22 protein-coding genes and 1 tRNA gene are annotated in these 25,201 nt (G+C 72.4%); 10 read left to right on the plus strand and 13 right to left on the minus strand.

All coding sequences use genetic code 11. The features are described from left to right. Positions 1-9 precede the first annotated feature (9 nt). The 4 genes from ACBJ59_RS17640 to ACBJ59_RS17655 form a co-directional block, all read right to left on the minus strand. The gene (locus ACBJ59_RS17640) at positions 10-1,953 is read right to left on the minus strand and encodes a serine/threonine-protein kinase (RefSeq protein WP_375111291.1); all 1,944 of its coding nucleotides are present in this window, start codon (positions 1,951-1,953) and stop codon (positions 10-12) included. A gap of 48 nt (positions 1,954-2,001) precedes the next feature. Beyond that, entirely contained in the window at positions 2,002-3,003 is a 1,002-nt protein-coding gene (locus ACBJ59_RS17645) for a hydroxyacid dehydrogenase (RefSeq protein WP_375111292.1), read from the minus strand. Between the two features lie 46 nt (positions 3,004-3,049). Next, positions 3,050-4,081, minus strand: coding sequence for a substrate-binding domain-containing protein (locus tag ACBJ59_RS17650; RefSeq protein WP_375111293.1), 1,032 nt, complete (start codon positions 4,079-4,081; stop codon positions 3,050-3,052). Between the two features lie 84 nt (positions 4,082-4,165). Continuing rightward, the gene (locus tag ACBJ59_RS17655; protein WP_375111294.1) at positions 4,166-7,669 is read right to left on the minus strand and encodes an AAA family ATPase; all 3,504 of its coding nucleotides are present in this window, start codon (positions 7,667-7,669) and stop codon (positions 4,166-4,168) included. A 210-nt stretch (positions 7,670-7,879) separates the two neighbouring features. Between ACBJ59_RS17655 and ACBJ59_RS17660 the strand changes: the two genes are divergently transcribed. From ACBJ59_RS17660 to ACBJ59_RS17685, 6 genes are all read left to right on the plus strand, one after another. Next, positions 7,880-8,875: a hypothetical protein gene (locus ACBJ59_RS17660; protein ID WP_375111295.1), complete on the plus strand. Its 996-nt coding sequence runs from the start codon at positions 7,880-7,882 to the stop codon at positions 8,873-8,875. After that, a complete protein-coding gene (locus ACBJ59_RS17665; protein ID WP_375111296.1) occupies positions 8,875-10,425 on the plus strand; it encodes a clostripain-related cysteine peptidase in 1,551 nt (516 codons plus the stop codon). Before ACBJ59_RS17660 ends, ACBJ59_RS17665 begins: the two co-directional genes overlap by 1 nt. A gap of 82 nt (positions 10,426-10,507) precedes the next feature. Then, positions 10,508-11,620, plus strand: a complete 1,113-nt coding sequence (locus ACBJ59_RS17670; RefSeq protein ID WP_375111297.1) for a winged helix DNA-binding domain-containing protein — start codon at positions 10,508-10,510, stop codon at positions 11,618-11,620. A 127-nt stretch (positions 11,621-11,747) separates the two neighbouring features. Continuing rightward, positions 11,748-12,458: an IclR family transcriptional regulator gene (locus tag ACBJ59_RS17675; protein WP_375111298.1), complete on the plus strand. Its 711-nt coding sequence runs from the start codon at positions 11,748-11,750 to the stop codon at positions 12,456-12,458. Beyond that, positions 12,455-13,411 carry a sugar kinase gene (locus ACBJ59_RS17680; protein ID WP_375111299.1) on the plus strand — a complete coding sequence of 319 codons (957 nt, stop codon included), beginning with the start codon at positions 12,455-12,457 and terminating at the stop codon, positions 13,409-13,411. The genes ACBJ59_RS17675 and ACBJ59_RS17680 overlap by 4 nt, the downstream gene beginning before the upstream one ends. 95 nt (positions 13,412-13,506) lie before the next feature. Next, positions 13,507-13,776, plus strand: coding sequence for a DUF1876 domain-containing protein (locus ACBJ59_RS17685; RefSeq protein WP_375111300.1), 270 nt, complete (start codon positions 13,507-13,509; stop codon positions 13,774-13,776). On the opposite strand, the gene ACBJ59_RS17690 is transcribed toward ACBJ59_RS17685, so the two are convergent. The 5 genes from ACBJ59_RS17690 to ACBJ59_RS17710 are packed head-to-tail and all read right to left on the minus strand — an operon-like array spanning position 13,768 to position 20,203. Beyond that, complete coding sequence (locus ACBJ59_RS17690; RefSeq protein WP_375111301.1) at positions 13,768-14,700, minus strand: dihydrodipicolinate synthase family protein; 933 nt, start codon at positions 14,698-14,700, stop codon at positions 13,768-13,770. The two genes, ACBJ59_RS17685 and ACBJ59_RS17690, sit on opposite strands and share 9 nt — an antisense overlap. After that, entirely contained in the window at positions 14,697-15,686 is a 990-nt protein-coding gene (locus ACBJ59_RS17695) for an oligopeptide/dipeptide ABC transporter ATP-binding protein (protein ID WP_375111302.1), read from the minus strand. The genes ACBJ59_RS17690 and ACBJ59_RS17695 overlap by 4 nt, the downstream gene beginning before the upstream one ends. Then, on the minus strand, positions 15,679-17,646 hold the full coding sequence (locus tag ACBJ59_RS17700; protein ID WP_375111303.1) for a dipeptide/oligopeptide/nickel ABC transporter permease/ATP-binding protein: 1,968 nt from the start codon (positions 17,644-17,646) through the stop codon (positions 15,679-15,681). Before ACBJ59_RS17700 ends, ACBJ59_RS17695 begins: the two co-directional genes overlap by 8 nt. Next, a complete protein-coding gene (locus tag ACBJ59_RS17705; protein ID WP_375111304.1) occupies positions 17,643-18,602 on the minus strand; it encodes an ABC transporter permease in 960 nt (319 codons plus the stop codon). Before ACBJ59_RS17705 ends, ACBJ59_RS17700 begins: the two co-directional genes overlap by 4 nt. Continuing rightward, a complete protein-coding gene (locus ACBJ59_RS17710; protein WP_375111305.1) occupies positions 18,599-20,203 on the minus strand; it encodes an ABC transporter substrate-binding protein in 1,605 nt (534 codons plus the stop codon). Before ACBJ59_RS17710 ends, ACBJ59_RS17705 begins: the two co-directional genes overlap by 4 nt. A 136-nt stretch (positions 20,204-20,339) precedes the next feature. Between ACBJ59_RS17710 and ACBJ59_RS17715 the strand changes: the two genes are divergently transcribed. Next, on the plus strand, positions 20,340-21,050 hold the full coding sequence (locus ACBJ59_RS17715) for a FadR/GntR family transcriptional regulator (RefSeq protein WP_375111306.1): 711 nt from the start codon (positions 20,340-20,342) through the stop codon (positions 21,048-21,050). Here ACBJ59_RS17715 and ACBJ59_RS17720 read toward each other — a convergent pair. Next, positions 21,047-21,628: an HD domain-containing protein gene (locus ACBJ59_RS17720; RefSeq protein ID WP_375111307.1), complete on the minus strand. Its 582-nt coding sequence runs from the start codon at positions 21,626-21,628 to the stop codon at positions 21,047-21,049. The two genes, ACBJ59_RS17715 and ACBJ59_RS17720, sit on opposite strands and share 4 nt — an antisense overlap. Positions 21,629-21,678: 50 nt before the next feature. On the opposite strand from ACBJ59_RS17720, the gene ACBJ59_RS17725 reads away from it, so the two are divergent. The 3 genes from ACBJ59_RS17725 to ACBJ59_RS17735 all read left to right on the plus strand — a co-directional run bounded on the left by ACBJ59_RS17725 (position 21,679) and on the right by ACBJ59_RS17735 (position 23,419). Then, complete coding sequence (locus ACBJ59_RS17725; protein WP_375111308.1) at positions 21,679-22,545, plus strand: DUF4429 domain-containing protein; 867 nt, start codon at positions 21,679-21,681, stop codon at positions 22,543-22,545. A 31-nt stretch (positions 22,546-22,576) separates the two neighbouring features. Further along, positions 22,577-23,005, plus strand: a complete 429-nt coding sequence (locus ACBJ59_RS17730) for a nucleoside deaminase (protein WP_375111309.1) — start codon at positions 22,577-22,579, stop codon at positions 23,003-23,005. An 81-nt stretch (positions 23,006-23,086) separates the two neighbouring features. After that, the gene (locus tag ACBJ59_RS17735; RefSeq protein WP_375111310.1) at positions 23,087-23,419 is read left to right on the plus strand and encodes a hypothetical protein; all 333 of its coding nucleotides are present in this window, start codon (positions 23,087-23,089) and stop codon (positions 23,417-23,419) included. Between the two features lie 48 nt (positions 23,420-23,467). Here the strand turns inward: ACBJ59_RS17735 and ACBJ59_RS17740 are convergent. The 3 genes from ACBJ59_RS17740 to ACBJ59_RS17750 all read right to left on the minus strand — a co-directional run bounded on the left by ACBJ59_RS17740 (position 23,468) and on the right by ACBJ59_RS17750 (position 25,157). Further along, positions 23,468-23,544: transfer RNA gene (locus ACBJ59_RS17740), tRNA-Lys, on the minus strand. 45 nt (positions 23,545-23,589) lie between these two features. Further along, the gene (locus tag ACBJ59_RS17745; RefSeq protein WP_375111311.1) at positions 23,590-24,516 is read right to left on the minus strand and encodes a nucleoside hydrolase; all 927 of its coding nucleotides are present in this window, start codon (positions 24,514-24,516) and stop codon (positions 23,590-23,592) included. Positions 24,517-24,764: 248 nt separating this feature from the next. Continuing rightward, positions 24,765-25,157: an OsmC family protein gene (locus tag ACBJ59_RS17750; RefSeq protein WP_375111312.1), complete on the minus strand. Its 393-nt coding sequence runs from the start codon at positions 25,155-25,157 to the stop codon at positions 24,765-24,767. Positions 25,158-25,201: the final 44 nt, after the last annotated feature.

The raw sequence follows: 25,201 nt of genomic DNA on the forward strand, positions 1-25,201 counted from the left end.
GGCGGGTGCCTAGCTGTCCGGGTAGAGCTTGAGCACCTTGCCCTGCGGGCTGGCCACCAGGTAGCCGCCCCGGTGGTAGTCGTCGGAGACGTAGACCAGGAGCACCTGCCGCGTCGAGGCGAACGAGTAGTCGGGGTCCACGATGACGTAGCGCGAGGTGGGCTTGGGCACGCCGAGGTCCTTGTTCGCCCTCTTGATCAGCGCGGGGAGGGCGTCCCAGTTGAACTTGGCCAGATCCACCAGGGGCGTGTCCACCTTGCCGCCGGTCCGCGAGCCGGAGACCGCGCCGTCGCGGTAGTCGTAGCTGTCGTAGAGCTCCGGGTCTCGCTTGAGCGGGGCGTCGATGGAGGCGTAGGTCGGGTACACCGTCATCTTGACGATCTTGGTGCCGCCGATGGCCGGCTTCACCTTGGCGATCATGCTCCGGATCCCGGCGGGGGTGAGCAGGTTCTCCTCGGCGGGTTCCCCGGTGTCGTCCGTGGGTTCCCCGGTGGCGTCCGTGGGTTCGCCGGTGGCGGAGGCGCGCGGGGTCCCGGTGGCGGCGGGCACGTCGGTCATCGTCAGCCGGTTGGTCTGGGGCTCGCCGCCGTCGTCCCCGGAGGGGGGAAGCAGCCGCCACACCAGCACACCCGCCACCACGACCGCCGAGAGGGACACGGCCAGCCCCGCTCCCCTGACGCCCTTGCGCCGGGAGCGGCGGGTGTTGAGGGTGCCCGCATGCGAGACCGGCTCCTTGCCCCACGGGGGCGCTCCCCCGTAACCGGGCGGCACCGTGTGCCCGGCGGCCGGCGGCCCGGCGTAAGGGGGCTGCCCGCCGTACCCCTGCTGCCCGCCGTACCCCGGTTGCCCACCGTAACCCGGTTGCCCGCCAGGCCCCGGTTGCCCGCCAGGCCCCGGTTGCCCGCTATGCCCCGGTGGCACGGTGTGCGCAGGCGGCACCGGCCCGGACGGCCCGGATCCGCCCGGACCCGCGCCCATCGGCCCGGCCCCGACCGCGCCCGGCCCCATCTGCGCGGAGCCCATCCGACCGGAGCCCATCGGGCCCGGGGCCAGGTGCGGTGGGGGCGGGGTCATCGCGGGGCCGGGCGCGTACGGCCCCGCCTGGGGCATCGGGGGCGCGACGGCCCCCGGTTCGCCGGCCGCCGCCAGCATCCGGTCCAGGGTCTCGGCGTCCGGCCTGCCCGCCGGGTCCTTCGTGAGCAGGGCCGACAGCACGGGGCCGAGCGGCCCGGCGTGCTCCGGCGGCGGCACCTCCTGGTTGAGCACGGCCGCCAGCGTCGCCAGCGTGGTGCTCCGGCGCAGCGGATGCCGCCCCTCCACCGCCACGTACAACATCATGCCCAGCGACCACAGGTCGGAGGCCGGGTCGCCCTCGACGCCGTTGATGCGCTCGGGCGCCATGTACTCGGGCGAGCCGATGAACGACCCGGTGGCCGTGAGGCTCGTGGACTCGCGTACGGCGGCGATGCCGAAGTCGGTCAGCACCGACCGGCCGTCCTCGCGCAGCAGGACGTTGGCGGGTTTGACGTCACGGTGCTGGATGCCGACCGCGTGCGCCGCCCGTAACGCGGACAGGACCTCACGGCCGAGCCGGGCCGCCTCCATGGGGGTCATGGGGCCGCGCTGGATGCGGTCCTGCAGCGAGCCGCCGGTGACCAGCTCCATGACGATCCACGGGTAACCCTGCTCGCCCGGGTCCACGATGTGGTGGATCGTGGCCACGTGCGGATGGTTCAGCCGGGCCAGGGCGCGGGCCTCGCGCAGCACCCTGGCCCGCAACTCGCGCGCGCCGGCCGGGTCCTGCTCGTCCATCGAGGGGTCCGGCGGGCGTACTTCCTTGAGCGCGACCTCGCGGTGCAGGGCCACGTCCCAGGCCCGCCACACCAGGCCCATGCCCCCGCCACCGAGCCGCTCCGCGAGCTCGAAGCGCCCGTCGATCACCCGTTTGTGCATGCAGAGCAGCGTAGGGCCGATCCGGGGCCCCCGTCATCAGAGCGTTGATCAGGCGATGGTGGCGAGCTCCTCGACCGCCACGCCGTGCGCGAAGGGCAGGCCCGCGGCGTACCTGGCCAGCTCGTCCACGGCCAGGTCGGCGATGCGGGCCAGCTCGCCGCCGAGGGATCCGGCGATGTGCGGGGTGAGCAGCACGTTCGGCAGGTCGTAGAGGGGTGAGCCGGGGGGCAGCAGGTCGGGCTCGGTGACGTCGAGCACCGCGTACAGCCGCCCGGAGGCCAGCTCGGCGATGAGCGCGTCCTGGTCGACGAGCGCGCCGCGGGCCGTGTTGATCAGCGTGGCGCCGTCGCGCATGCGCGCGAGGCGGGCGGCGTTCACGAGGTGCCGGGTCTCCGGCAGCGCGGGCGCGTGCACGCTGATCACTTCGCACCGCTCGAACAGCTCGTCCAGCTCGACGTGCGGCACGCCCAGATCCTCGGTCAGGTACGGGTCCGCGACCAGTACGTCCAGCTCGAACGGCCGCAGCAGCTCGATCACCCGCCGCCCGATCTTGGACGCCCCGATGACGCCCACCGTGCGCCGGTAGTTGCCGAACCCCGGGAAGAGACCGTCCAGGTCCAGCGGCGCCCGCCGCTCCCGGTAGAGCCGGGCGATGTCCGGCACCCGCTTGTTGGTGAACAGGATGGCGGCCAGCGTGTACTCGGCGACGGGCTCGGCGTTGGCCGCCGCCGCGGAGGAGACGAGCAGGCCGCGCCGCCAGCACGCCTCGGTGACGTGGTGCTTGACGCTGCCGGCCGCGTGCACGATCGCCCGCAGCCTGGGCGCCCGGGCCAGCACCTCTTCCGTGACGGGCGGGCAGTACCAGCTCGTGTAGAGCACCTCCGCCTCGGCCAGCGCGCCGGCCACGGCCGGGTCCGCGAAGTCGGCGGCCACCAGGCCGGGGTCCACGTCGGCGACGGCGACCAGCCGCTCGCGCACCGGGCCGGTGACGAGCCGGGAGGCGATCTCGGGCCCCATCGCGAGCAGGGTCTTCGGCCGGTTCTCCGTCATTTCGCTCCCCCGAAGGTCAATACGATCAATTCGATCATAACGAAAGCTACGCCGTCGACTCGCGTACGCGTAGCTCGGGCAGGAGGGACAGGTGGTGGACCACCGCGCCGGGGCCCTCCGCCAGCCGCCGGAGCAGCAGGTCCACCGCGCACCGGCCGACCTCCTCCTTGGGCGGCGCCACGGCCGTGAGCGAGGGTGAGCAGAACGCCGCCACCTCGTCGTCGTACGCGATCAGCGACACCTCGCCCGGGATGTCCACCCCCGCCGCGCTCAGGTGCCTGACCAGGGAGAGCGCGTCCTCGTCATTGTGCACGAGCAGGCCGGTCGCGCCGCCCTCGCGCACCAGCCGCAGCACGTCGGCCACCAGCTGCTCCGGCGGCCGCGCGCGGTCGATGGCGAGGTGCCCCGGGGCGTTCAGGCCCAGGGCCGCGGCGCCCGCCCGCGCGCCCGCCTTGATCCCCGGCGCGGTGGGGCTCGGGGCGGCCACGACGGCCAGCCTGCGGTGGCCCAGGTCGGCCAGGTGGCGTACGGCCAGGTAGGCGCCGTGGGCGTGGTCGGAGGCGACGGAGTCGAGGTGGGACTCCGGTCCGGCCGGCTCGGCCCGCCGCTCCACCAGCACGGCGGGCACGCCCAGCCCGGCCGGCCATGGCGCCCGCGCCGCGCCGGGCTCCCCGCTGGGGGTCAGCAGCAGGCCGTCGGCGCCCTCCTCGACGAGCTGGCGCACCAGGGCGCGCTCCTCGGCGGCCTCGTAGCGGGAGATGGCGAGCACCAGCCGTGCCCCCGCCCTGGCCGCCTGCTCCTGGGCCCCCTTGATCACGCCCGGGTAGTAGTAGTGGGCGGTGGGGACGAGCATGCCGATGGTCGGGGGCGGGCCGGCCAGGGCGGGCGTGCGGGCCTCGGCCGGGAGCGTGACGCCGCCGTGCACGCGGGTGAGCAGGCCGCGGGTGGCGAGGTGCTCGACGTCCCTGCGCAGGGTGACGGCCGAGACGCCCAGCTCCTCGGCCAGGTCGGCCAGCCGGGCCGAGCCGCGGTCGCGTACCCGGCTGAGGATGAGCCTGTGGCGCTGATCGACGGACACGGAAGCTCCTTCGGGATGGTGGTCCCGATCCTAGCTTCGTTCTGAACGTTTCCTTTCGTTCGATCACGAGGAGGCCAGGGTGTCCTACTCGCCGAGATCGCTCAACCTCCCGATGAGCGCCGTACGGGAGGTGATGCCGAGCTTGGTGTAGATGTGGCTGAGGTGGTACTCGACGGTCTTGACGCTCAGCACGAGCTTCCGCGCCGCCTGCCGGTTGGTGAGCCCCCTGCTGATCAGCACCGCCACCGTGTGCTCCTGCGGCGTCAGCCCCAGCCTGGCGGTGTCCTGCGGGCGCAGCACCGCGCGCCCGCTCGCGGCCAGCTCCAGATCGCACTGCTCCAGGTACGGCAGCGCGCCCAGCCGGGACAGCGTGAGCTGGGCCGCCTCGAGCTGCTCGGCGGCCGCCGACCTGCGGCCCCTGCGGCGCAGGAACGTTCCGTACGCCAGCTGGATCCTGGCCTCCTCGAACGGCATGTCGACCTTGGCGGTGTGCTCCAGGGCCACCTGGTAACAGGTCTCCGCCTCGACCGGCTCGTGCCTGGCGGCGTGCAGCCCGGCTCTGGCGCGGGCGGCGGCGGCCAGGACGCTGCGCCGCTCCTTGTCCAGGGCCAGCAGCTCGCACGGCACCAGGACCGCGTCGGCCTCCTCCGGCCGCCCGGCGTTGACCAGGGCGTCGGCCAGCAGCGTACGCCAGAGCACGACGACCGGCTCGTCGGGGAGGTTCGTGCGGGTGAGCGGCATGAGGGCGGTGACGGCCGCGTCGTGGTCGCCGCGTGCCGTGGCGACCAGTGCCTCGGCGGCGGCCGTACTGACCTGGGCGGAGGTGTTGTCGGGCGAGCAGGCGGCGCGGGCGGCCCGTACGTGCGTGGTGGCCCGCTCCCACTCGCCCCGGGCGGCCGGCACCAGGGCGGCCACGGCGTGGGCGTAGCTCGCCAGCCACGTCTGGCCGAAGTCGTCGGCGGTCGAGACGCCGACCTCGGCGTGCCCGACCGCCTCGTCCCAGCGGCCGAGCCGGTACTCGGCCTGGGCGAGCGCGACGGCCACCAGGAGCTGGAAGGGCGCCGACCGATCGGCCCCGGCGGCGAGCAGTCCGAGCAGGTCCGCGTGGGCACCGGCGAGATCGTCCGCCCAGAGCCGCAACACGCCCCGGCCCAGCAACGCACCGAGCTCCCCCGCCGACGCCTGACCCGGCACCGGCAACTCACCGCAAGCCGCCACCCCCTCCTCGACCCGCCCCGCCAACCCCAACCCCACAAGCCACGCAAACCTCCCAAGCTCCCCACCAACCCCGTGCCCACCCTCGAACGACCCCGCACACCCACCCACCGCTCCCCCGCCCGACGGCGGCGCCACCGAACGCGACTCCCCCGCCGAAGGCAGCGCGTCGCGCGAAGACCGCCCACCGTGGGACGGCAGCGTGCCCGCGGAGTGCCCGCCCTCCGCCCCCGGCAACGGGCCGCCCTCCGGCAGTGCCACCCCGCCCCCCAGGAGCTCGCCTTGCGCAGAAGACGCGCGCCCATCCCCCGGGACCCCGCCCGACGGCGATCCCGCCGAGCGCGACGGCTCGCCCCCCGAAGGCGGGACACCGTCCAAAGGCCGGCCCCCTCCCGAAGGTGGGACACCGTCCAAAGGCCGGGCACTCCCCGAAGGCCGGTCACCCTCCACAGGCCGGTGTCCGTCCGACGGCTGGTCCCCTTCCAGAAGCCGGTCGCCCTCCGAAAGCCCGTCACCCCCCGAGGGTCGGTCACCGTCCGGCGGGAGGGGAGCGGGGGGTGGGGTGGTGAGGGCGCGTTCGGCCCAGTGGGCGGCGTCCGGGCCGCGGCCCCGCAGCAGGGCGGCCATCGCCTGGCGCGCCGCCACCCCCGTCCTCAGCCGCCCGTCGCCCTTGGCCTGCGACCACGCGTGGTCCAGCCGCCGCACCGCCTCCCCCACCCGCCCCGCCACCAACGCCACCGACCCCAGCACGTAGTCGCGCACCGCCGGATCACCGCCCGGCGCCACCTGCCCGGCCAGCGCGCCGGCGTCCACCGGCCGACCGGCGGCCAGCAGCGCCTCCACAGCCTCGGCGATCAGCCGGTCCCGTTCCGGGCCCTCCCCCGTGAGCTGCACCGCCCGCGTCAGGCACCCGCACGCGCTCGACCAGCGCCCCGCCGCCGCCTGTCGCCGGCCCACCAGCGCCACCTCCCGCACCAGCTCCCCGTCCACCTGGTCGGCGGCGGCGAGCCGGTGGTGCAGCCGGTGCACGACGTCGCCCACCAGCTCGGCGGCCAGCAGGTGCAGCCGCCGCCGTGTCGCGGGTCCGAGGTCGTGGTAGATGGCGGCCCTGACCAGCGGGTTCGGGAAGCCCACCGAAACCCCGGCCCCCGTACGCCACTCCACGAGCAGCCCCGCGCCCGTCACCTGCTCCAGCACCGGCAGCGGCTCGGCGAGCTCGGCCATCCGGGCCACCAGGTGCAGCGGCGCGGACGTCCCGAGCACGGCGGCCGCCGTCAGCAGCCGCTGCGCCGCCGGGTCGCACTGCCCGAGCCGCCCCAGCACCAGCGTCGTGTACGCCCGCGGCGCCGGCAGCGGGGCGTCCACGTCGGCCAGGGTCTCGGCGCGTACCTGCTGGAGCAGCGCCCGCGCGTGCAGCGGCACGCCCTTGGTGTGCTCGTGCAGCCGTTCGGCGGCCTGGGGCGTCAGCCGTACGGGCCCCAGCCGGGCGCTGAGCGCCTGGAGCTCGCGCGCGCTGAGCCCGCCGATCGGCAGCCGGAGCGCCGCGCCGCTGCGCAGCAGCCGCCGCAGCCCGTCCGGCAGCCGCGGGTGGTCGTCCTCCCTGACGATCACGATGGCCAGCACCCGATCGGTACGCAGCCGCCGCAGCGCGAACGTCAGCGCCTGCAACGACGGCAGATCCGCCCAGTCGGCCCCGTCGATCGCGACGACCACGGGCGCGCTCTGCTGCAGCCTGGCCAGCAGCTCCAGCAGCCCGGCCCCGACCACCAGCGGATCGGGCCACACGAACATCCCGGGCCCGGCCAACCCCGCCAGCGCGTCAGGGAGCCGCTGCACGTGCGCCCCGCGCCCCACCGGCGCGTCCGGGAGTCGCTGCGCCTGGGCCCCGCGCCCCACCGGCGCGTCCGGGAGCCGCTGCGCCTGGGCCCCGCGCCCCACCGGCGCGTCCGGGAGCCGCTGCGCCTGGGCCCCGCGCCCCACCGGCGCGTCCGGGAGCTGCTGCGCCTGAGTCCCGCGCCCCACCGGCGTGTCAGGAAGCGGCCGCAGCTGCGCCCCGGGCCCCGCCAGCCCGGCCAGCGCGTCCGGGAGTTGCTGCACCTGCGCCCCGAGCTGCCCCAGCACGCCGTACGGCAGCTCGGACTCGCCCTCGTCCCCGCTGATCTCCAGCACGACCGCGTTCTCGATGGCGCACAGGAACTCCCCGGCCAGCGCGGTCTTCCCGATCCCGGCCGGTCCCTCCAGCACGACGAGGCCGGACCGCCCCTCGCAGACGCGACCGAGCTGAGCGTGGAGCACCGCGAGTTCGCGGCAGCGGCCGACGAACTGTTCGTCCCGGGAGCGCTCGGGGCCGCTGCGAAGGGCGCGCGTCGCCATCGGTCTCACCCCCTCGCCGGAGTCGCCAGGCCAAAGTTCATCGTGTGCCTTGCTCCGACAACCGTCCAGTGTCCCGTTGACCCGAGTCAGCTCTTTCGGTCATTAGGGAAACGCCCCGGGGTTATCCCCAGGGCGTTCCCTGATGCTCGCGGCACAGAGCGTTCATAGCGTCCAACGTGGACGAATGCCCCCAAATGCCGGGAGAACATCATGCCGTCCTACATCGCAGAGGAGCAGCGGGGAGCGGAGGCACGGATTCTCAACGTGCTGTTCCCCACGATCCTCCAGGGCCTCCAGCTGACCCACCAGGCAGCAGACCAGTTCGGCGCACGTCCGCACCAGCAACACCTGCTGCCGATGGGGCCGCGGATGGAGCACCGGCCCGTCGAGTACCAGCAGCAACAGCAGCGGTACGCCCTCCCCGAGGCCTACGCCCAGCTCGCCGCCGACCGCTCGTTCATGGACGTCGCCGCCGTCCTCATGCCGGTCGTGCAGGCCATCATCCCGCCGCTCGTGGAGCAGCTCCTCTCCTTCGGCCCGCCCAAGGCCGACACCGACCAGAACGAGGAGGAGCGCTTCCTCCAGTTCGTACCGCAGCTCATCGGCACCATCGCGCCGATCATGATGCAGGTGCTCCCCGGCCTGCTGCAGACCATGCACGGCAACCGCTCCGAGCACCCCGTACGCGTCACCGACCGCGAGCTCAACCAGCGCTACTTCGGTCCCATCGTGCAGGCCACGCTGCCCGCGATCATCGCCCAGCTGCCCGACCTGCTCGCCATCGTGCACGGTGACCAGCGCACGCCCATCAGGTACGAGCGCATGCCCGGCCGCGACCCGATCCAGCTCATGAGGATCAGCAGGAGCGACCTGGCCGGCGCCCACCGCCTGCGCGACGGCGACGTCCTCCACCTGACCGAGACCCCCGCGCCCCCCGGCACCACCGAGGTCCGCCTCAGCCTGGCCCCCCACTCCATGTGGTGGAAGGGCATCCAGGTCACCGACGAGACCCACCGGCAGATCTGCTTCGTCGAGACCGACGGCGACCGGTACGCCACCTTCGAGTCCAGGTCCGTGCAGGCCGGCGGCGCCATCGTGCTGTGGAAGGCCAGGATGTTCGGCGAGCACACGCCGATGTACGTCATCCCGATCGGCGACCTGTCGCCCGACGGCAAGTGCCTCAACTTCCACTGGGCCGCCGACTGATGGCCGGGCCCACGCTGCGACTCGGCAGCAGAGGGGAAGAGGTCAGGCGGCTCCAGGAGTCGCTGCGCGCCCGCGGCTACCGCGTACAGGCCGACGGGTACTTCGGCGGCGCCACCTACGGCGCCGTGCTGAGCCTCCAGCAGCGCGAGGGCCTGCCCGCCGACGGCGTGGCCGGCCCGGGCACGTGGCGGGCGCTCGGCCGGACCCGGGCCATGACCGAGGAACGCCGCACGCACTCGGACGAACCGGCCGAGTGGAACTTCATGGTCTACATGGCCGGCAACAACAACCTGTCCGACGCCGCGGGACGGGACCTGGAGGAGCTGCGTGCCGTCCAGTCGTACAACGGCGTCCGGGTCACCGCGTTCGTGAAGCGGCAGGACGCCGGCGGCCGGGCCCAGCACATGGAGATCAGCGCCGGCGGCGCCCCCGACCTGATCGAGGAGCTGCAGCCGCCCGTCGACTCCGGCCACCCGCAGACCCTCCTGGACTTCGTCCGCTGGGCCGCCCGCCAGGCCCCCGCCAGGCGGTACGCGCTCGTGGTCTGGAACCACGGAGGCGGCTGGACCCCGGACGACCTCGACCAGATCTACACCCAGGTCAGGGGCCGCACGGTCCGGCATGACATCGAGACGGGATACGTGCGGCGGGCCCCGCGCATGGCCATGGCCGAGGGCGAGCCCGCCTTCTCCGAGCTGGCCAGGCTGACGGAGACCCCGGAGATCACCAAGGCCGTGTTCACGACGTCGCTGGGCGAGGTGCTCAAGCTGCCCACCGGGCAGGACCGCGCGATCGCCAGCGACGACGGCACGCTGCACTCCCTCGACACCATCGAGCTGCGCAACGTCATGCGGCGCGTCCACGAGGAGCTCGGCCGGCCGATCGACCTGCTGGGCATGGACGCCTGCCTGATGAGCAACCTCGAGGTCTGCTACGAGCTCCGCGAGCACGCCGCCGTCGTGGTGGGCTCGGAGGAGCTGGAGCCCAACGAGGGCTGGCCGTACACCGAGATCCTGGCCGCCATGGCGGCCAACCCGCGCATGGACGCGCGGGAGCTCGGGCGGATCGTGGTGGAGGAGTACGTCAGGTCCTACCGCGGCACGCACCAGACCGTCACGCAGTGCGCGGTCGACGCGACGCGGATCGAGGAGTTCATGGGCGAGTTCCAGTCGCTGGCGGCCGGTCTGCGGCAGCAGGTGCGTGCCAACCGGTCCGTGGTGGACAGCGTCCAGTCGGTGGCCACCCGCTTCCACTTCGACCGGTCGCTGGTGGACCTGCGGACGGTCTGCCTGGCGCTGGTGGCGGACTCGCGGACCGACCCGACGCTGGCCTCGGTGGCCGACAAGCTGCTGGCCGTCCAGATGCCCGGCGGCTTCGTGGTCAACGAGGCACACCAGGGCGACAAGGTGGAGGCGTGCGGCGGGATCAGCGCGTACTTCCCGATGGAGCGCACGATCTCGCGCTTCTACGCGGACCTCCAGCTCGCCCAGCACACAGAGTGGGACGAATTCCTCAGAGATTACGCGAACGCGCGTACCATCAGGCGTTAGGAGGCCACATGCCGGCGATCCGCCGGCGCCGCTGGGGCTATTGCGGCCCGGGACCGGCCGCAATAGCCCCTACCTTTGTGCCATGGATCCCCTCATCAGCCGCAGGGCGCTCAATCGGGCCACGCTGGACAGACAGCACCTGCTGCGCCGCACCGGCCTCTCCGTCGTCGAGGTCGTGGAGCGCCTGGGCGGGCTCCAGGCACAGACCCCGCACACCTGGTACGTCGGGCTCTGGAACCGCGTCGAAGGCTTCGCGCCCGACGACGCCGCCGCCCTGCTGCTCTCCAGGGAGCTCGTCCGCATCGCGCTGCAGCGCTCCACCATCCACCTGGTCAGCGGGCGCGACTGCCTGGCCATGCGGCCGCTGCTGCAGCAGGTCACCGAGCGCATGACGCGGACGACGTTCGGCAAGCGGCTGGCGGGGGTGGATCTGGACGAGCTGGCGGCGACCGGGCGGGCGCTGCTGGCGGAGCGGCCGATGACGTTCGCCGACCTGGGGCGGGCGCTGGCCGAGCGGTGGCCGGACAACGACCCGCACGCGCTGGGCCAGGGGGTGCGCTGGCTGGTGCCGCTGGTGCAGGTGCCGCCGCGCGGCCTGTGGGGCAGGAGCGGGCCGGTCGCGCACACCAGTGCGGAGTCCTGGCTCGGCGCCGAGGCCCGGCGGGCGACGCCGCCGATGACGCCGGCCGAGCTGGTGCGGCGCTATCTGGCGGCGTTCGGGCCGGCGTCGGTGATGGACGTGCAGACCTGGTCGGGGCTGACCCGGCTGGGCGAGGTGGTGGAGTCAATGGACCTGGTCAGGTTCAGGGACGACAGCGGCAGGACCCTGTACGACCTGCCCGACGCCGTACGCCCCGCCGAGGAAGCCCCGGCGCCCCCGCGCCTCATGTACGACTTCGACAACCTCTTCCTCTCCCACGCCGACCGGTCAAGGGTGATCACCGAGACCGGGTTCGCGGCGCTCCGGGGCTTCATGGGCACCAACGTGATGCCGCGCGCCATCCTGGTGGACGGGGTCACGGCCGGCGACTGGACGGTCACGCGGACCAAGGGGACCTCCACCCTCAACCTCCACCAGTGGGAGCCGATCAAGGCCCTGGACGAGGTCGAGGAGGAGGCCCGGCGGCTGCTGGAGTTCCTCGCCCCGGGCGACAAGCATGAAATTTCAGTCTTCGACGGCCCTTCCAAGTCCTGACACCGGCCGCCGCCCCTCGGCCCGGCCTGTTGTGCAGTGCAGAACAACATGTTGCACTGCGGTTTCATCGGTAGGTTGGGCACCGTGCAGGAACGCAACCGGTCCGCCTCGCTCAGGCGCCCTGACCGTGCTGGACCACGTGCGCGGGCACTCGGGGCTGTCGCTGACGCAGCTCTCCGAGGCGGTGGGCCTGTCCAAGAGCACGGTGTTGCGCCTGACCGTGCCCCTCGTCGAGGCCAGGCTGCTCGACCGTGACCGCAGAACCGGCACCTACCGGCTGGGCCACGGCACGCTCCGCCTCGGGCAGGCCTACCTCGCCACCCTCGATCTGCGGGCCGTGGCCGCCGAGGAGTCGCACCGGCTGATGAGCGAGGTGCGCGAGACCGTCCACCTCGTCGTCTACGACCCGCCGCACGTGGTCTACATCGACAAGGTGGAGAACGAGGCCAACGTCCGCATGGCCTCGCGCATCGGCAGCCGCGGCCCCCTCCACTCCACCGCGGTCGGCAAGGCCATCCTGGCCTGGCAGCCCGAGGAGATCCTGGCTGAGCTGGTCCTGGAGCCCAGGACCAGGCGCACGATCACCGACGTCGAGCGGCTGCGCGCGGAGCTGGCGCACATCAGGCGCCGCGGCTACGCGGTGGACGACCGCGAGAACGAGCCCGAGGTGCGCTGCGTCGCGGCGCCGATCTTCAACCACGACGACGCCGTCACCGCGGCCGTCTCCGTCTCCGGCCTCACCTCGCGGATCACCGCCGCGCGGGTGCGCGAGCTGGGGCCGCTGGTGGCCGGGGCGGCGGCCCGGATATCGAGAAAGCTGGGTGGCCGGAGCCGATGACGCGACCGACGACCGATCTGGTGACCTTCGGCGAGACCATGGCGCTGTTCGCCGCCCGCCGCACGGGGCCGCTGCGCTTCGCCCGCGACTTCGACCTCGGCCTGGGCGGCGCCGAGTCCAACGTCGCGATCGGCGTGTCCCGGCTCGGCCACCGCGCGGCGTGGGTGGGCCGGGTGGGGGCCGACGAGTTCGGCGACCTGATCCGGGCGACGCTCGCGGGCGAGGGCGTGGACGTGCACGCGATCCCCGACCCCGGCGCGCCCACCGGCCTGATGATCAAGGGCAGGCGCACGGCCGACCTCATCGACGTGCGTTACTACCGCAAGGACAGCGCGGGCTCGCGGCTCTGCGCCGCCGACCTGGACCCGGAGCTCATCAGGTCGGCCCGGGTGCTGCACGTCTCGGCCATCACGCCCGCGCTCTCGGCGTCGGCGCGGGAGGCCGTCCGCCACGCCATCGCCGAGGCGCGGGCCGCCGGGGTGCCGGTCTCGCTCGACGTCAACTACCGGCGGGCGCTGTGGACGCCGGAGGAGGCCGGGGCCTGGCTGCGCGACACGGCCGGCGACGTGGACGTGCTGTTCGCGACCGAGGCCGAGGGCCGGCTGATCGCCGACGTCGCGGGGGCCGAGGAGCTGGCCAGGGCGCTGGCGGCGCTGGGGCCGCGGCACGTGCTGGTCAAGTTCGGGGCGCGGGGGGCCATGGAGCTGTCCGACGGCGTCGTACGCCGGGCGGAGCCGTACCGGGTGACCGAGGTCGACTCCGTCGGGGCAGGGGACGCGTTCGCGGCCGGCTGGCTGGCGGACTGGCTGGCCGGGGCGGAGCCCGGGCAGCGGCTCGGCACCGCGTGCGCGGCCGGGGCGTTCGCGGTGACCTCGCAGGGCGACTGGGAGAGCCTGCCCCGGCGAGCCGACCTGGACCTGCTGCGGAGCCCCGCCGACGGCGTGAGCCGCTAGAGAGCGACGAGCGGGCCGGCCACGCCGAAGGCCGACCCGCTCACCTTTACGTCCGCCCCTCCCGGGAGGAGGCTGGACGTAGGGAGGTGGTCGTCATGGAGTACAAGCAGTGGAACGTGCAGATCTGGATCAGCGAGGACGACGACGACGCCTTGACCACGGCCACGGCGGTCCTGTTCACCCCGGACGGAAAGCGGCACGAGAGCGTGGCACACGCCCGCCGCAATCCGGACGACCGGCCGGTGCCGGGGATCGGGGACGAGCTGGCCGTCGGGCGGGCGCTGTCGGAGCTGGCGTCGAAGCTGATCGAGGACGGCGCGGAGGACGTGGCCCAGATGGCGAGCCCGGTGGGCAGATCACAATAGCCCGGCGCTCGCCAGGAGCTTGCCGATCCGCCCGACCTCGTCGTCGTTCAGCGGGATCTGCGGGAGCGCGGTGATCGGGCAGTCGATGACGCCGCGCAGGTGAAGTGCGGCCTTGAACGCCCCGAGGCCGGACGAGCTGCCGCCCATGCGCGCGCCGCCGACGCGGACGATCTCGAACAGCCTGACCAGGCGCTCCTGCTCCGCCCTGGCCGCCTCCCAGTCGCCGCGGGAGGCGCAGCGGTACAGCTCGGCGTACCCCTGCGGGTCCACGTTGCCCAGCCCCGGCACCACGCCGTCGGCGCCCATCCACAGCGCGGAGTCCACGGTCACCTCGGACCCGGTCAGCACGCTGAACGGCGCCTCGCGGCCCAGGATGACCTCGCGCAGCCCGCCGTCGTCGCCGCTGGAGTCCTTCACCCCGGCCAGCGCGCCCTCGGCGGCCAGCTCCAGCAGCAGGCCGGCGCTCAGCTTGGTGTGCACGGAGACCGGCAGGTCGTAGGCGTAGACCGGCAGCCCGGTCCGCGCGGCGACGGTCCTGAAGTGGGTGCGGATCTCCTCCGGATGCGTACGCGTGTAGAACGGCGCCGTCACCACCAGCCCCGACGCCCCGGCCCCGGCCGCGACCCGCGCGTGCTCCAGCACCCGCGGCGTGGTCATGTCGATCACCCCGGCCAGCACCGGCACCTGCCCGCCCGCGTGCCCGACCACGGTGTCCAGCACCGTCCGCCGCTGCGCGTCCGTCAGGTACGCCACCTCCGACGACGACCCGAGCACGAACAGCGCGTCCACGCCCCCGTCGAGCAGGTGATCGATCAGCCGGACGAGCGAGGCGGTGTCCACCTCGTACTCGGGGGTCATCGGCGTGCAGACCGGCGGGATGACACCGGTCAGCGTCGCGGACCCGGCGATGTGGGAAGACGTCATACGCGCTCCTGGATCAGTTCAAGATCGGTCGCTCCCGCGGCCACCGGGTGGTGGCAGTGGAAGAGGTGGTCGTCCTCGATCTCCGCCGCCGGCCACTCGGCCGCACAGAGGTCATCTGCCCGCCAGCACCGCGTGCGGAACGGGCATCCGCTGGGCGGTCTGGTCGCCGACGGCACGGCGCCCACCAGCGGGATCGGGTTGATCGGCGAGATCAGCCCGGGCGTGGCCGAGAACAGCGCCCGCGTGTACGGGTGCCGCGCGCCCAGCGGCACCGCCTGCGCCGGGGTCTGCTCGACGATCCGCCCGAGGTACATGGTGACCACACGGTCGCTCATCCTGCGTACCGTCTGGATGTCGTGCGAGACGAACACCAGCGCCAGCCCGAGCCGCTCCTTCAGATCGAGCAGCAGGTTGAGGATCTGCGCCCGCACCGACACGTCGAGCGCGCTGGTCGGCTCGTCGGCCACCACCAGCTCGGGCTCCAGCGCCAGCGCCCTGGCGACGGCCACGCGCTGGCGCTGCCCGCCGGACAGCTGGCTCGGCAGCGCGTCGGCCGCGCTCGCGGGCAGCCCCACAAGGTCGAGCAGCTCCCGCACGCGGGCCTCGCGCTGGGCCGGGGTGCCGCGGCCGTGCACGTTGAGCGGGTCACGCAGCACCTGCCGGATCGGCAGCCGCCGGTTGAGCGCCGTGGACGGATCCTGGAAGATCATCCCCACGTTCGACCCGATCAGCCGGCGCCGCTCCGGCTCCTTCAGCCCCCACAGCTCCCGGCCGCGGAACGTGACGGTGCCCGAGGTCGGCCGCTGCAGGCCCACCAGCACCTTGGCCAGCGTGGACTTGCCGCACCCCGACTCCCCCACGACGCCGACCGTCTCGCCGGGGCCGATCGCGAAGTTCGCCTCGGTCAGCGCGTGGACGCGGTCGCGCGAGAACACGCCGCCCGAGCGGGCCTTGTGCACGACGTGCACGTCCTTCAGCTCAAGCATGCTGCTCACTCTCCACACGGGCCGGGTGATGGCAGGCCACCGCGTGCTCGGCGTCGCCTTCCAGCACCGGCCGCTCGGTACGGCACACGTCCGTGGCCATCGGGCACCGGTCGGCGAACCGGCAACCGGGCGGGAAGTCGGCCGGGGCCGGCACCACGCCGCGGATCTGCGTGAGCCGCTCGGCCCCCGACTCCAGCGACAGCACCGAGCCCAGCAGGCCCCGGGCGTAGTGGTGGGCGGGGTTGCCGACCAGGGTCGCCGTGACGCCGGTCTCGACGATCTGGCCGCCGTACATGACCACCACGCGGTCGGTCACGTCGGCCACCAGCGCGAGGTCGTGCGAGACGAGGATCAGCGCGAACCCCAGCTCCTCGCGCAACCTCAGCAGCAGCTCGATGACCTGCGCCTGCACGGTCACGTCGAGCGCCGTCGTGGGCTCGTCGGCGACGATCAGCTTGGGCTCGCGCGACAGCGCCATCGCGATCAGCACCCGCTGCCGCTGACCGCCCGACAGCTCGTGCGGGTACGCCGACAGGGTGCGGCGGGCCTCCAGGCCGACGAGCTCCAGCAGCTCGGTGGGGCTGCGCCGGCCGCCGCGCCGGGTGAGCTGCTTGAGCTGGGCCTTGATGGTCATGGCCGGGTTCAGCGAGGAGAGGGCGTCCTGGTAGATCATCGCCATCTCGTGGCCGAGCAGGCGGCGCCGGGCCCGCTTCGACTCGGCCAGCAGCTCCCGCTGGTCGAACCGGACGTGGCCGCTGACGCGGGCGTCGCGGGGCTGCAGGCCCATGATGGTCAGCGCGGTCAGGGACTTGCCGCAGCCGGACTCGCCGACCAGGCCGAGCACCTCCCCGGGACGCACCTCGAAGCCGATGCCGTCCACGACGTCCACAGTCGCCGGGTCCGCGACGCTGCCGGCCCTTCTGGGGAATCCGATCCGCAGCCGCTCCACCGCCAGGATCGGCGGGCCCTGCGGCAGCGGGCGGGCCCGCTCGGCCAGCCGGCGCGCGGCCTCGGCCAGGCCGGGCAGCTCGACGACCTCGCCGGAGCCAGGCTTGGCCTGCTCGAACGCGTCGTCCTTGCGCACCTGGGCCTTGCGCGCGGCCGGGGCGGCCCAGGCGTCGGAGATGCCCTCGGCCAGGATGTTCAGGGCGAGCACGGTGATCAGGATCAGCAGGCCGGGGAAGACCGTGGCCCACCAGCCGCCGAGCAGCACCAGGTTCTTGCCGTCGGCGATGACGCTGCCCCAGGAGGGGTTCGGCGGGCGTACGCCGGCGCCGATGAACGACAGCGACGCCTCGAACACGATCGCGTCGGCCACCATCACCGTGCAGAACACCAGCACCGGCGCGGCGCAGTTGATCGCGACGTGCTTGACGAGGATGTGCGGCGTGCGGGCGCCGATGATGCGCTCGGCCGCGACGTAGTCCTCGCCGTACTGGGCGATCACGTTGGCCCGGACGACCCTGGCCACCGACGGCATGTAGAGGAAGGCCATCGCCATGACCAGCACGGGGATGCTGCCACCGAACACCGCCACGAGCACCGCGGCCAGCGCGATGCCGGGGAAGGCCATGATGACGTCGAGCAGCCGCATGAGGGTCTCGTCCACGGCCCGGCGCGAGGTGGCCGCGACGGCGCCGATGATCGCCCCGGTGACCAGGGCCAGCCCGGTGGCGCCCAGGCCGATGATCAGCGACCAGCGGGCGCCGTACAGGAGCCTGGACAGGATGTCGCGGTTGGCGCTGTCGAGCCCCATCCAGTGCGCGGCGGACGGGCCGCCGCCGGCGGCCTCCTGGAAGTACGGCGAGTGCGGCGCGATCCACGGTGCCAGCAGCGCGGCCAGCACGACCACCGCGATGATGCCCACCGACAGCCACGACAGCGGCTTCATCCGGCGGAACCCGATGCCGGGCCGGGACAGGCGCTCCGCCAGTCCCCGCCGCAGCTGGAACTGTCTCATGTGGCGCTCCTGAGGCGGGGGTTGACCAGCAGATACAGGACGTCGACGACCAGGTTGACGACCATGAAGCCGACCGCGATGGTCAGCACCACGCCCTGGACGACGGCCGGATCGCCGTCGCGCACGGCGTTGATCATGAGCTGGCCCATGCCGGGCAGCCCGTAGATCGTCTCGATGACCACGGTGCCGCCGATCAGGTAGCCGATGCGCAGGCCCAGCACGGTCAGCGGGTTGATCAGGGCGTTGCGCAGGACGTTCCGGCCGACGACCACGATCGGCGGCAGGCCGCTGCCGACCGCGGTGCGAACGTAGTCGCGGTCCAGCTCCTCCACCATCGACGTGCGGATGATGCGGGTGAGCTGGGCGGCGATCGGGAGCGACAGCGACAGCGCGGGCAGCGTCATCGACTGCAGCCAGCCGGCCAGCGAGTCGGCCGGGTTGATGTAGCCGCCGGTCGGGAACAGCCCCTCCCCCACCGCCAGCCACTGGATCATCAGCAGGGCCAGCCAGAACGCCGGCGCCGCCACCCCGATCAGCGAGACCATGCGGATCACCTGGTCGGGCCAGCGGTCGCGGAAGATCGCCGCCGTCACGCCGAAGACCAGCGACAGCACCACCGCCACGGCCAGGCCGAGGAACGTGAGCTGCAACGTCAGCGGCAGCGCGGTCGTCACCGACTCGATGACCGGCTTCTTCGTGAGCACGCTGGTGCCCATGTCGCCCTGCGCGAGGTCGGCGACGAAGCGGACATAGCGCAGGGGGAGCGGGTCCAGCAGGCCGTTCTCGAGCTGGAACTGGTGGATCTGCTCGGGGGTCGGGTTCGCGCCCTGGAAGTAGGCGTACTCCGGCTTGCTGCCGGAGAAGCGCATGACGATGAACACGAACGCGACCACGCCGAGCACCAGCGGGATCAGGATGAGGAGCCGCCGCAGCAGCATCCGGGCGACGAGGGTCATGTCCTCTTGGCCTGCAGCAGGTTGATGCCCGGGTACGGCTGGGCGCGGATGCCGGAGATCTTCTTCGGGTCCCAGGCCGTCATCAGCTCGTTGTGCACGACCGGGTAGAGGATGGCCTGCTCAGCCACGAAGTCCAGATATTCGTGGATCAGCTCGGTCCGTTTGGCCTTGTCCGTCTCCTTGCCGGCCTCGTCCATCATCGCGAACAGCTTCTCGGCGTCCTTGGTGCCGTCCCAGTGGCTGTACTTCATCCACAGGCCGCCGGGCACGTAGTTGTAGTGCAGGATCAGGTCGGCGTCCATGCCGAACTGGTTGGGGTTCGAGGCCGCGGCGACCACCTGATAGTCCTGGAACTGGTCCATCTTGGTGAACAGCGCGGCCGTGTCCTGCGGCTCCAGCGTGGTCTTGACGCCGATGGCCTCCCAGGAGGCGGCGATGGTGGGCAGGCAGTCCGCGATCCAGCTCACGTTGACGGCCATGAGGTTGATCGTCAGGTTGCTGACCCCGGCCTCCTTCAGCAGCGCCTTCGCCTTCTCGGGGTCGTGGTCGTAGACGACCGAGGCGCGCTTGTGGTCGGGGTGCCCCTCGTTGAGGAAGGAGCTGGAGGCGGTGCCGTGGCCCTTGAGCGCCACGTCGATCATCTTCTGCTTGTCGATGGCGTAGTGCAGGGCCTGGCGCACCCGTACGTCGTCGAACGGTTTCGTGCCGGTGTTGAACATCAGGAACATGTGGTTCATGCCCTTGCCGCCCTCGACCGTCAGCCCCTGCTGCTTGAGCTGCTCGACGTTGGCGTACGGGATGTTGTCGGCGATCTGCGCCTCGGCGGACCCGCCGGAGATCTTGGCCACGCGGGCGGCGGCGTCCACGATCGTCAGCCAGTTCATCTTCTTGACCGTGGCCGGCCGGGGCCCGTTGTAGCCGTCGAACGCCTCGAACGAGGTGTTGGACTTGGGGTTGTGCGCCGCCAGCTTGTACGGCCCCGAACCCACCGCCTTGCCGCCCTTGGCCTGGTCCCATGCCCCCGCCTGGCTGAACACGTGCTTCGGCATGATCTTCGCGATCGTCAGCCGGGGCGCCGCGTCGGGGAAGGGGAACTTGAAGACCAGCTCCACGTTCCGCTCGTCCACCTTCTTCACCTCCTGCAGCCAGGACTTGAAGAAGTTGCCGGTCAGGACGTTGTCGGGGCCCAGGATCCGGTCGAAGGTGAAGATCACGTCGTCGACCGTGACCGGCTGCCCGTCGTGCCACTTGGCGCCGTCCCTGAGGGTGAACCGCCAGGTGGTGGCGTTCAGGTCGGCCGGCAGCGCGGTGGCCAGCGCCGGGTACGGCTCGCGGGTGACCGGGTCGGTGTCGAGCAGCCCTTCGTAGACATGGCTGATCCCGGCCATCGCGAACGCCGACGCCGTCTGGGTCGGATCCCAGCTCTGGTCGTTGCCGTACCCGATGACGGCGGTGATCAGGTCTTTGTTCGATCCCGCGCCGACCGAACCGGTCGAGGCCGGGCCTCCGGAACAAGCGGAGAGCGTGGCCGCGACGAACGCCGCCGCACCCGTCGCCCCGCTGTAACGCAGGAAGTCGCGGCGACTGAACTCAGAGCTCACGGATGCCTCCTGGAGGGGATATGGAACGTGGGACATCCCATGTCCTATCTTGTGCGTAAAGTGGACGCTAAACGCAGCCGCTGCTTGAGGTCAACAGAAGATTTCCGGAATGTTACCTACGGCGAAAGGATTTTTCATGACCACAGTCCCGCGTCCGGCGCGCCCCAGCCGCGCCGCCGAGGCCCAGGAGGGCGTCAAGGACCTCATCGTCAGGCGCGGGCTGGTGGCCGGGGATCCCCTCCCCACGGAGTCGGAGCTCATGGAAGAGCTCCAGGTCAGCCGCAACTCCATCCGGGAGGCGCTGAAGGCCTTGCAGGCGGTGGGCATCGTCGACATCCGCCACGGCTTCGGCATGTTCGTCGGCCGCATGTCCCTGGCCGGCCTGGTCAACGAGCTGACCTTCCACAGCCGCATCACCCTGCAGAACGGCGCCAACCACCTCGCCCACCTGATCGAGATCCGCGAGATCCTGGAGAGCGGCCTCGTCGAGCGCCTGATCGAGCTGGGCCCGGAGGTCGACCTGGCGCCCGTCGCCGCCGTCATGGCCAGGATGGAGACCGAGGCCGAGGCCGGCCCGGTCTCCCCCGAGACCGACCGCCTCTTCCACGACCTGCTCTACCGCCCGCTCGGCAACCCCTTGGTGAGCCAGCTCCTCGGCGCGTTCTGGGACGTCTACTACCAGCTCCGCGACGCCCTGGGCGCACCCGACGAGCCCTCGGCCGACGTCGCCAAACGGCACCGCGACATCCACACCGCCGTCCTGGCCGGCGACCGGGCCGCCGCCGTGGCCGCCGTACACGCGCACTTCGAGGGCGTACGCAACCGCGTCGCGAAGATCAAAACCTAGCCCGGCCACCTCTCCACCCGCCGCCACCTGCGGCGCCACTCCCCGAACCACTCCGCGAACCACGGGTGGGCCCCGGCCAGCGGCATGATGTACGCGACGGTCTCCAGGTAGTAGCGCCGCTGGAACCGCCACGGCATCCGCTGCAGCTCCTGCACGTTGCTCACCCGGTCGGCGAGCTTGACCAGCACGGCCTTGTGCGGCGCCTTGACCAGCGAGGCCAGATAGTCGGCCTTGACCCCGCCGGGGGGCTTGGTCACCCACCGCACGAGCGCCGCCACCTCGGGGCCGAACCGCCGCGCGAGGTCACCCTCCGTGCAGGAGGTGTCCTCCAGCACGTCGTGCAGCACGATCGCGACCAGCACGTCCCTGTCGCTCACCCCGGCGCCGGACACGGCCACCTCCAGCGCCTCGAGCAGATGCTCCAGGTAGGGCCGCCCGGTGGGCCGCTGCTGCACCCCGTGCTTGCGCCCGGCGAAGGCCAGGGCCTCGCGCAGGGCGCCCACGGTGGCCGGCGGCAGCGCCGCGCGCAGCGGACCTTCCGCATGCGCCCAGGACGGCCAGCCGGTGAAGATCTCCATCCCGCTCCTTCGTAGGTGATCGTGCCGCGAGCGTGTCTTAGGGTGAGAATATGGCCGAGATCGCTGTCGCCGATGGGTCGTGGACGTTCAATGGGGAAATGCTGCGAATCGTCCCGGGCAGCGGCAAGGACGTGGACGAGCTGCGCAGGACCCTCGGCGAGGTGATGGTGCCGCTGGAGGCGATCGCCGGCGTGGCGTTCGAGCCCTCGCGCAAGGGCGGCCACCTGCGCCTGCGGCTGCGGAAGGGAGCCGACGCGCTGTCCGACGCCGCCGCCGGCACGCTGACCGCGCCCGCCGACCCCTACCGGCTGGCGGTCCCGAAGACCCGGGCGGGCGCCGCCGAATACTTCGCCGACGAGATCCGCGACACCCTGCTCGTCTACCAGACCCCCAGCGCCCCCTGCGACGACTACCTGCTCCCGGTCCCGAACGTGCCCATCTCGGCCACGGCCGGCGACGGCACCGCGTTCTTCGACGGGGAGCGGGTGCGGCTGGAGTGGACCGGCTGGGCCAGCACGGAGAAGGAGAAGGCGGGCCCGCAGGAGTTCCCGCTCCCGGACATCTCCGGCGTGGAGTGGCGGCCGCAGTCCGGCATGAGCTACGGCACGCTGCGCTTCCGGATCAAGGGCGAGGGCCCGAGCTCCAGGCCGCCGCAGAAGGACCTGCGCTGCGTGTCCTGGGGCATCCAGCGCTTCGGCGGCGCGACGGCCCTGGTAGCCGCGGCCGTGCTCGCCCGCCTCCCGCGTGACGCGCCCGAGCCGCCCCCTGCCTCCCCGGCGCCGGTCTCCGACGACGTGCACGACGCGGTGCTGCGCCGGCTGGGCGAGCTCGGCGAGCTGCACCGCTCGGGCGTGCTGACGGACGAGGAGTTCGCGACGGCCAAGCAGGCCATGATCCGCCGCCTTCAGGACTCGTGACCATCAACCCGGAAAGACTCCAGGAGCCACAGTGACATATGACGCGGAGAAACTGCTGCGCCGGGCGATCGCCCTGGCCGCCGAGGCCCGGGCCGGCGGCAATCCGCCGTTCGGCTCGCTGCTGGCCGGCCCCGACGGCACCATCCTGGCCGAGGAGCGCAACAGCTCCCTCACCGACCGGGACATCACCGCCCATCCCGAGCTGAAGCTGGCCCGCTGGGCCGCCCGCGAGCTCGATCCCGCCGCCGCGGCCACGACCACGATGTACACCAGCTGCCAGCCCTGCGGCATGTGCGCGGGCGCCATCGCCCGCTCGGGCCTGGGCAAGGTGGTGTACGCGCTGTCCGGCGAGCAGCTCGACGGCCTCAAGCCGCCCGGCAGCTCCTTCACCGACCCTCCGTCCGAGGGCCCCGCCCTGTACGAGGAGGCACGCGTACCCGTCGAGGGCTACTACCGCTGAATAACCGCTTTCAGCTTCGCCACTCCTTGCATACGATCGACTGCGGAAAGTGATGGTCGATCTCTGGTCCTGGAGGGGCAAATGTTCAAGGGAATGCGCATCGCGGCGGCCGTGGCCGGGTCCTTCGCGCTCCTGTCGGCGTGGCCGGCGCCGTCCGCCTCGGCGGCGGCCACGATCCTCGACTGCGACACCTTCGTACACGCCAACGACCGCGACCTCGGCATCGCCTCCTGCCAGAACCCCACGGACCGGACCTGGATCTTCCGGGCCGTGGTGGTCTGCGGGCGGGCGCCGGACGTGGTGGGCGAGTGGGTGACGCTCCCACCGGGCGGCTCCGGTCAGTCCCAGGGCTACTGCGGCGGCATCTTCACCAGCGGCGTCGGCGCCGTCGGCGTGGACGAGCGACCGGCCTGAGAAACGACGACGGGCACTGTCCGGTGGACAGTGCCCGTTTCGCTGTGATGGTGCGCCGCCAGGGACTCGAACCCCGGACCCGCTGATTAAGAGTCAGCTGCTCTGACCAACTGAGCTAGCGGCGCAACAGAAGTAACTCTATCAGCCGCCGGCCAGTGCCCGCGCCCGTGTCAGCCCAGCCGGACGGCCAGCCTCTCGTACGTCCCCACCACAAGGTCCCAGAAGCCCTTCACGTCCAGGGAGGTCGCCACCAGCGCGTTCGCCTCCCGGTCGCCGATCCTGAAGTCCGTCACGGTCATGCCCCTCGTGTACTGCCCGGCCGTCTCCACGTTCACCACGGCCGGCACGCAGGTGAAGAGACCGGGATCCAGCAGGTACGCCACCGCGCACGCGTCATGGATGGCCGGCCCGCCCTCGGCCGACACCACCCCGTAGAACTGCGCGGCGGGCACCAGCAGGTCGGCCAGCCGGCCGAGCGGCCGCATCCGCTCCAGCACCGCCGAGGTCACCACGGCCGACAGCGTCACGTCGAGCCCCAGCATCTTGACCGTCCAGCCGGCCTCGAACACGATCGCGGCCGCCTCGGGATCGGCCAGCATGTTGAACTCGGCGGCCGGGTTGTGGTTGCCGCGGGTGTAGGAGCCGCCCATGATGACCAGGTCGCGGGCCCACTCGACGACGCGCGGCTCGCGGCGTACGGCGAGGGCGATGTTCGTCAGCGGTCCCACGGCCACCAGCGTGATCTCACCGGGCGCGGCCCGCAGCGTCTCCACGATGAAGTCGACCGCGTGCCCCTCCGACGGCCCCCGCACCGGTGCCGGCAACACCACGTCGCCGAGCCCGGTAAGCCCGTGCACGGCGGTGGCCCTGACCGTCCGCCGCATCAGGGCGCCGGCGCTGCCCGGCGTCACCGGCACGTCGCCCATCTGGAGGAACTCCCGCAACGCCAGCGCGTTCGCCGTGGTCAGCGGGAGATCGACGTTCCCGCCCACCGTGGTGACGCCGACGAGGTCGAGGGAGCCGGTGGAGCCGGCGGCCAGGGCCAGCGCGAGCGCGTCGTCAATGCCGGGATCGCAATCAATGAGAACTTTCTTCACGTCCGGAGGATACGCATGGATCGGGCCGGGCAGTTCCCCCAAAGCTGCCCGGCCCGATCGGCGGCGGTCCAGGCCGGCGCTTTCCCCCAAAAACGCCGGCGGTCCCGCACTTGCGAACCGCGGTCCCCCTCCGCGTCCGCATCGGTGAAGGTCCTTCGGTCAGTTGCAGTGCTCCTGACCTGCTCCAACGCTACCGAGACGAATGCAACGGTCGCGTCATAACGGGGTCGAATATCTGTTTAATCCACCTACGGAAGCTCCAACCGAACCTCCGTCCCCTCTTGCAGCGACCTGCTCACCGTGCAGTACTTCTCGTGCACCCGACCGGCGACCGCCCGGAACACCTCGTCGGCCTCCTCGGACGGCAGCTCCACGTCGTACGTGATGGTCACCGGGCCGAGCTTGTTCGACTCGACCTTCTCCGCACCCACCGTCATCGCCAGCCGCACCAGCCGGTGCCCCCGCTTGGCGGTGAGCGGCTCGACGGTGACGATGTTGCACCCGCCCACCGCCGCCAGCAGCAACTCGACCGGAGTGAACACCCCGTCCTCGTCGCCGCCCCCGATCAGAACCTCGGCGCCACGGGCGTTGGTAGCCCGGAATCCGCCCTCTTCAGTCCGCTCGACACGCACGTTAGCCATGTTTCAGACCCTACTCAGAAACCTTTAATGTTCGTTCAGGATCG

This window comes from Nonomuraea sp. MTCD27 (genome assembly GCF_041950495.1).
In the GTDB taxonomy this organism is placed as follows: Bacteria; Actinomycetota; Actinomycetes; order Streptosporangiales; family Streptosporangiaceae; genus Nonomuraea.

Excerpts from the sequence above, each read along its gene's own strand:
- ACBJ59_RS17640 (WP_375111291.1), bottom strand. The coding sequence starts at position 1,953 with ATGCACAAACGGGTGATCGACGGGCGCTTCGAGCTCGCGGAGCGGCTC.
- ACBJ59_RS17645 (WP_375111292.1), bottom strand. The coding sequence starts at position 3,003 with ATGACGGAGAACCGGCCGAAGACCCTGCTCGCGATGGGGCCCGAGATC.
- ACBJ59_RS17655 (WP_375111294.1), bottom strand. The coding sequence starts at position 7,669 with ATGGCGACGCGCGCCCTTCGCAGCGGCCCCGAGCGCTCCCGGGACGAA.
- ACBJ59_RS17660 (WP_375111295.1), top strand. The coding sequence starts at position 7,880 with ATGCCGTCCTACATCGCAGAGGAGCAGCGGGGAGCGGAGGCACGGATT.
- ACBJ59_RS17665 (WP_375111296.1), top strand. The coding sequence starts at position 8,875 with ATGGCCGGGCCCACGCTGCGACTCGGCAGCAGAGGGGAAGAGGTCAGG.
- ACBJ59_RS17670 (WP_375111297.1), top strand. The coding sequence starts at position 10,508 with ATGGATCCCCTCATCAGCCGCAGGGCGCTCAATCGGGCCACGCTGGAC.
- ACBJ59_RS17680 (WP_375111299.1), top strand. The coding sequence starts at position 12,455 with ATGACGCGACCGACGACCGATCTGGTGACCTTCGGCGAGACCATGGCG.
- ACBJ59_RS17685 (WP_375111300.1), top strand. The coding sequence starts at position 13,507 with ATGGAGTACAAGCAGTGGAACGTGCAGATCTGGATCAGCGAGGACGAC.
- ACBJ59_RS17690 (WP_375111301.1), bottom strand. The coding sequence starts at position 14,700 with ATGACGTCTTCCCACATCGCCGGGTCCGCGACGCTGACCGGTGTCATC.
- ACBJ59_RS17695 (WP_375111302.1), bottom strand. The coding sequence starts at position 15,686 with ATGCTTGAGCTGAAGGACGTGCACGTCGTGCACAAGGCCCGCTCGGGC.
- ACBJ59_RS17700 (WP_375111303.1), bottom strand. The coding sequence starts at position 17,646 with ATGAGACAGTTCCAGCTGCGGCGGGGACTGGCGGAGCGCCTGTCCCGG.
- ACBJ59_RS17705 (WP_375111304.1), bottom strand. The coding sequence starts at position 18,602 with ATGACCCTCGTCGCCCGGATGCTGCTGCGGCGGCTCCTCATCCTGATC.
- ACBJ59_RS17715 (WP_375111306.1), top strand. The coding sequence starts at position 20,340 with ATGACCACAGTCCCGCGTCCGGCGCGCCCCAGCCGCGCCGCCGAGGCC.
- ACBJ59_RS17720 (WP_375111307.1), bottom strand. The coding sequence starts at position 21,628 with ATGGAGATCTTCACCGGCTGGCCGTCCTGGGCGCATGCGGAAGGTCCG.
- ACBJ59_RS17725 (WP_375111308.1), top strand. The coding sequence starts at position 21,679 with ATGGCCGAGATCGCTGTCGCCGATGGGTCGTGGACGTTCAATGGGGAA.
- ACBJ59_RS17735 (WP_375111310.1), top strand. The coding sequence starts at position 23,087 with ATGTTCAAGGGAATGCGCATCGCGGCGGCCGTGGCCGGGTCCTTCGCG.
- ACBJ59_RS17750 (WP_375111312.1), bottom strand. The coding sequence starts at position 25,157 with ATGGCTAACGTGCGTGTCGAGCGGACTGAAGAGGGCGGATTCCGGGCT.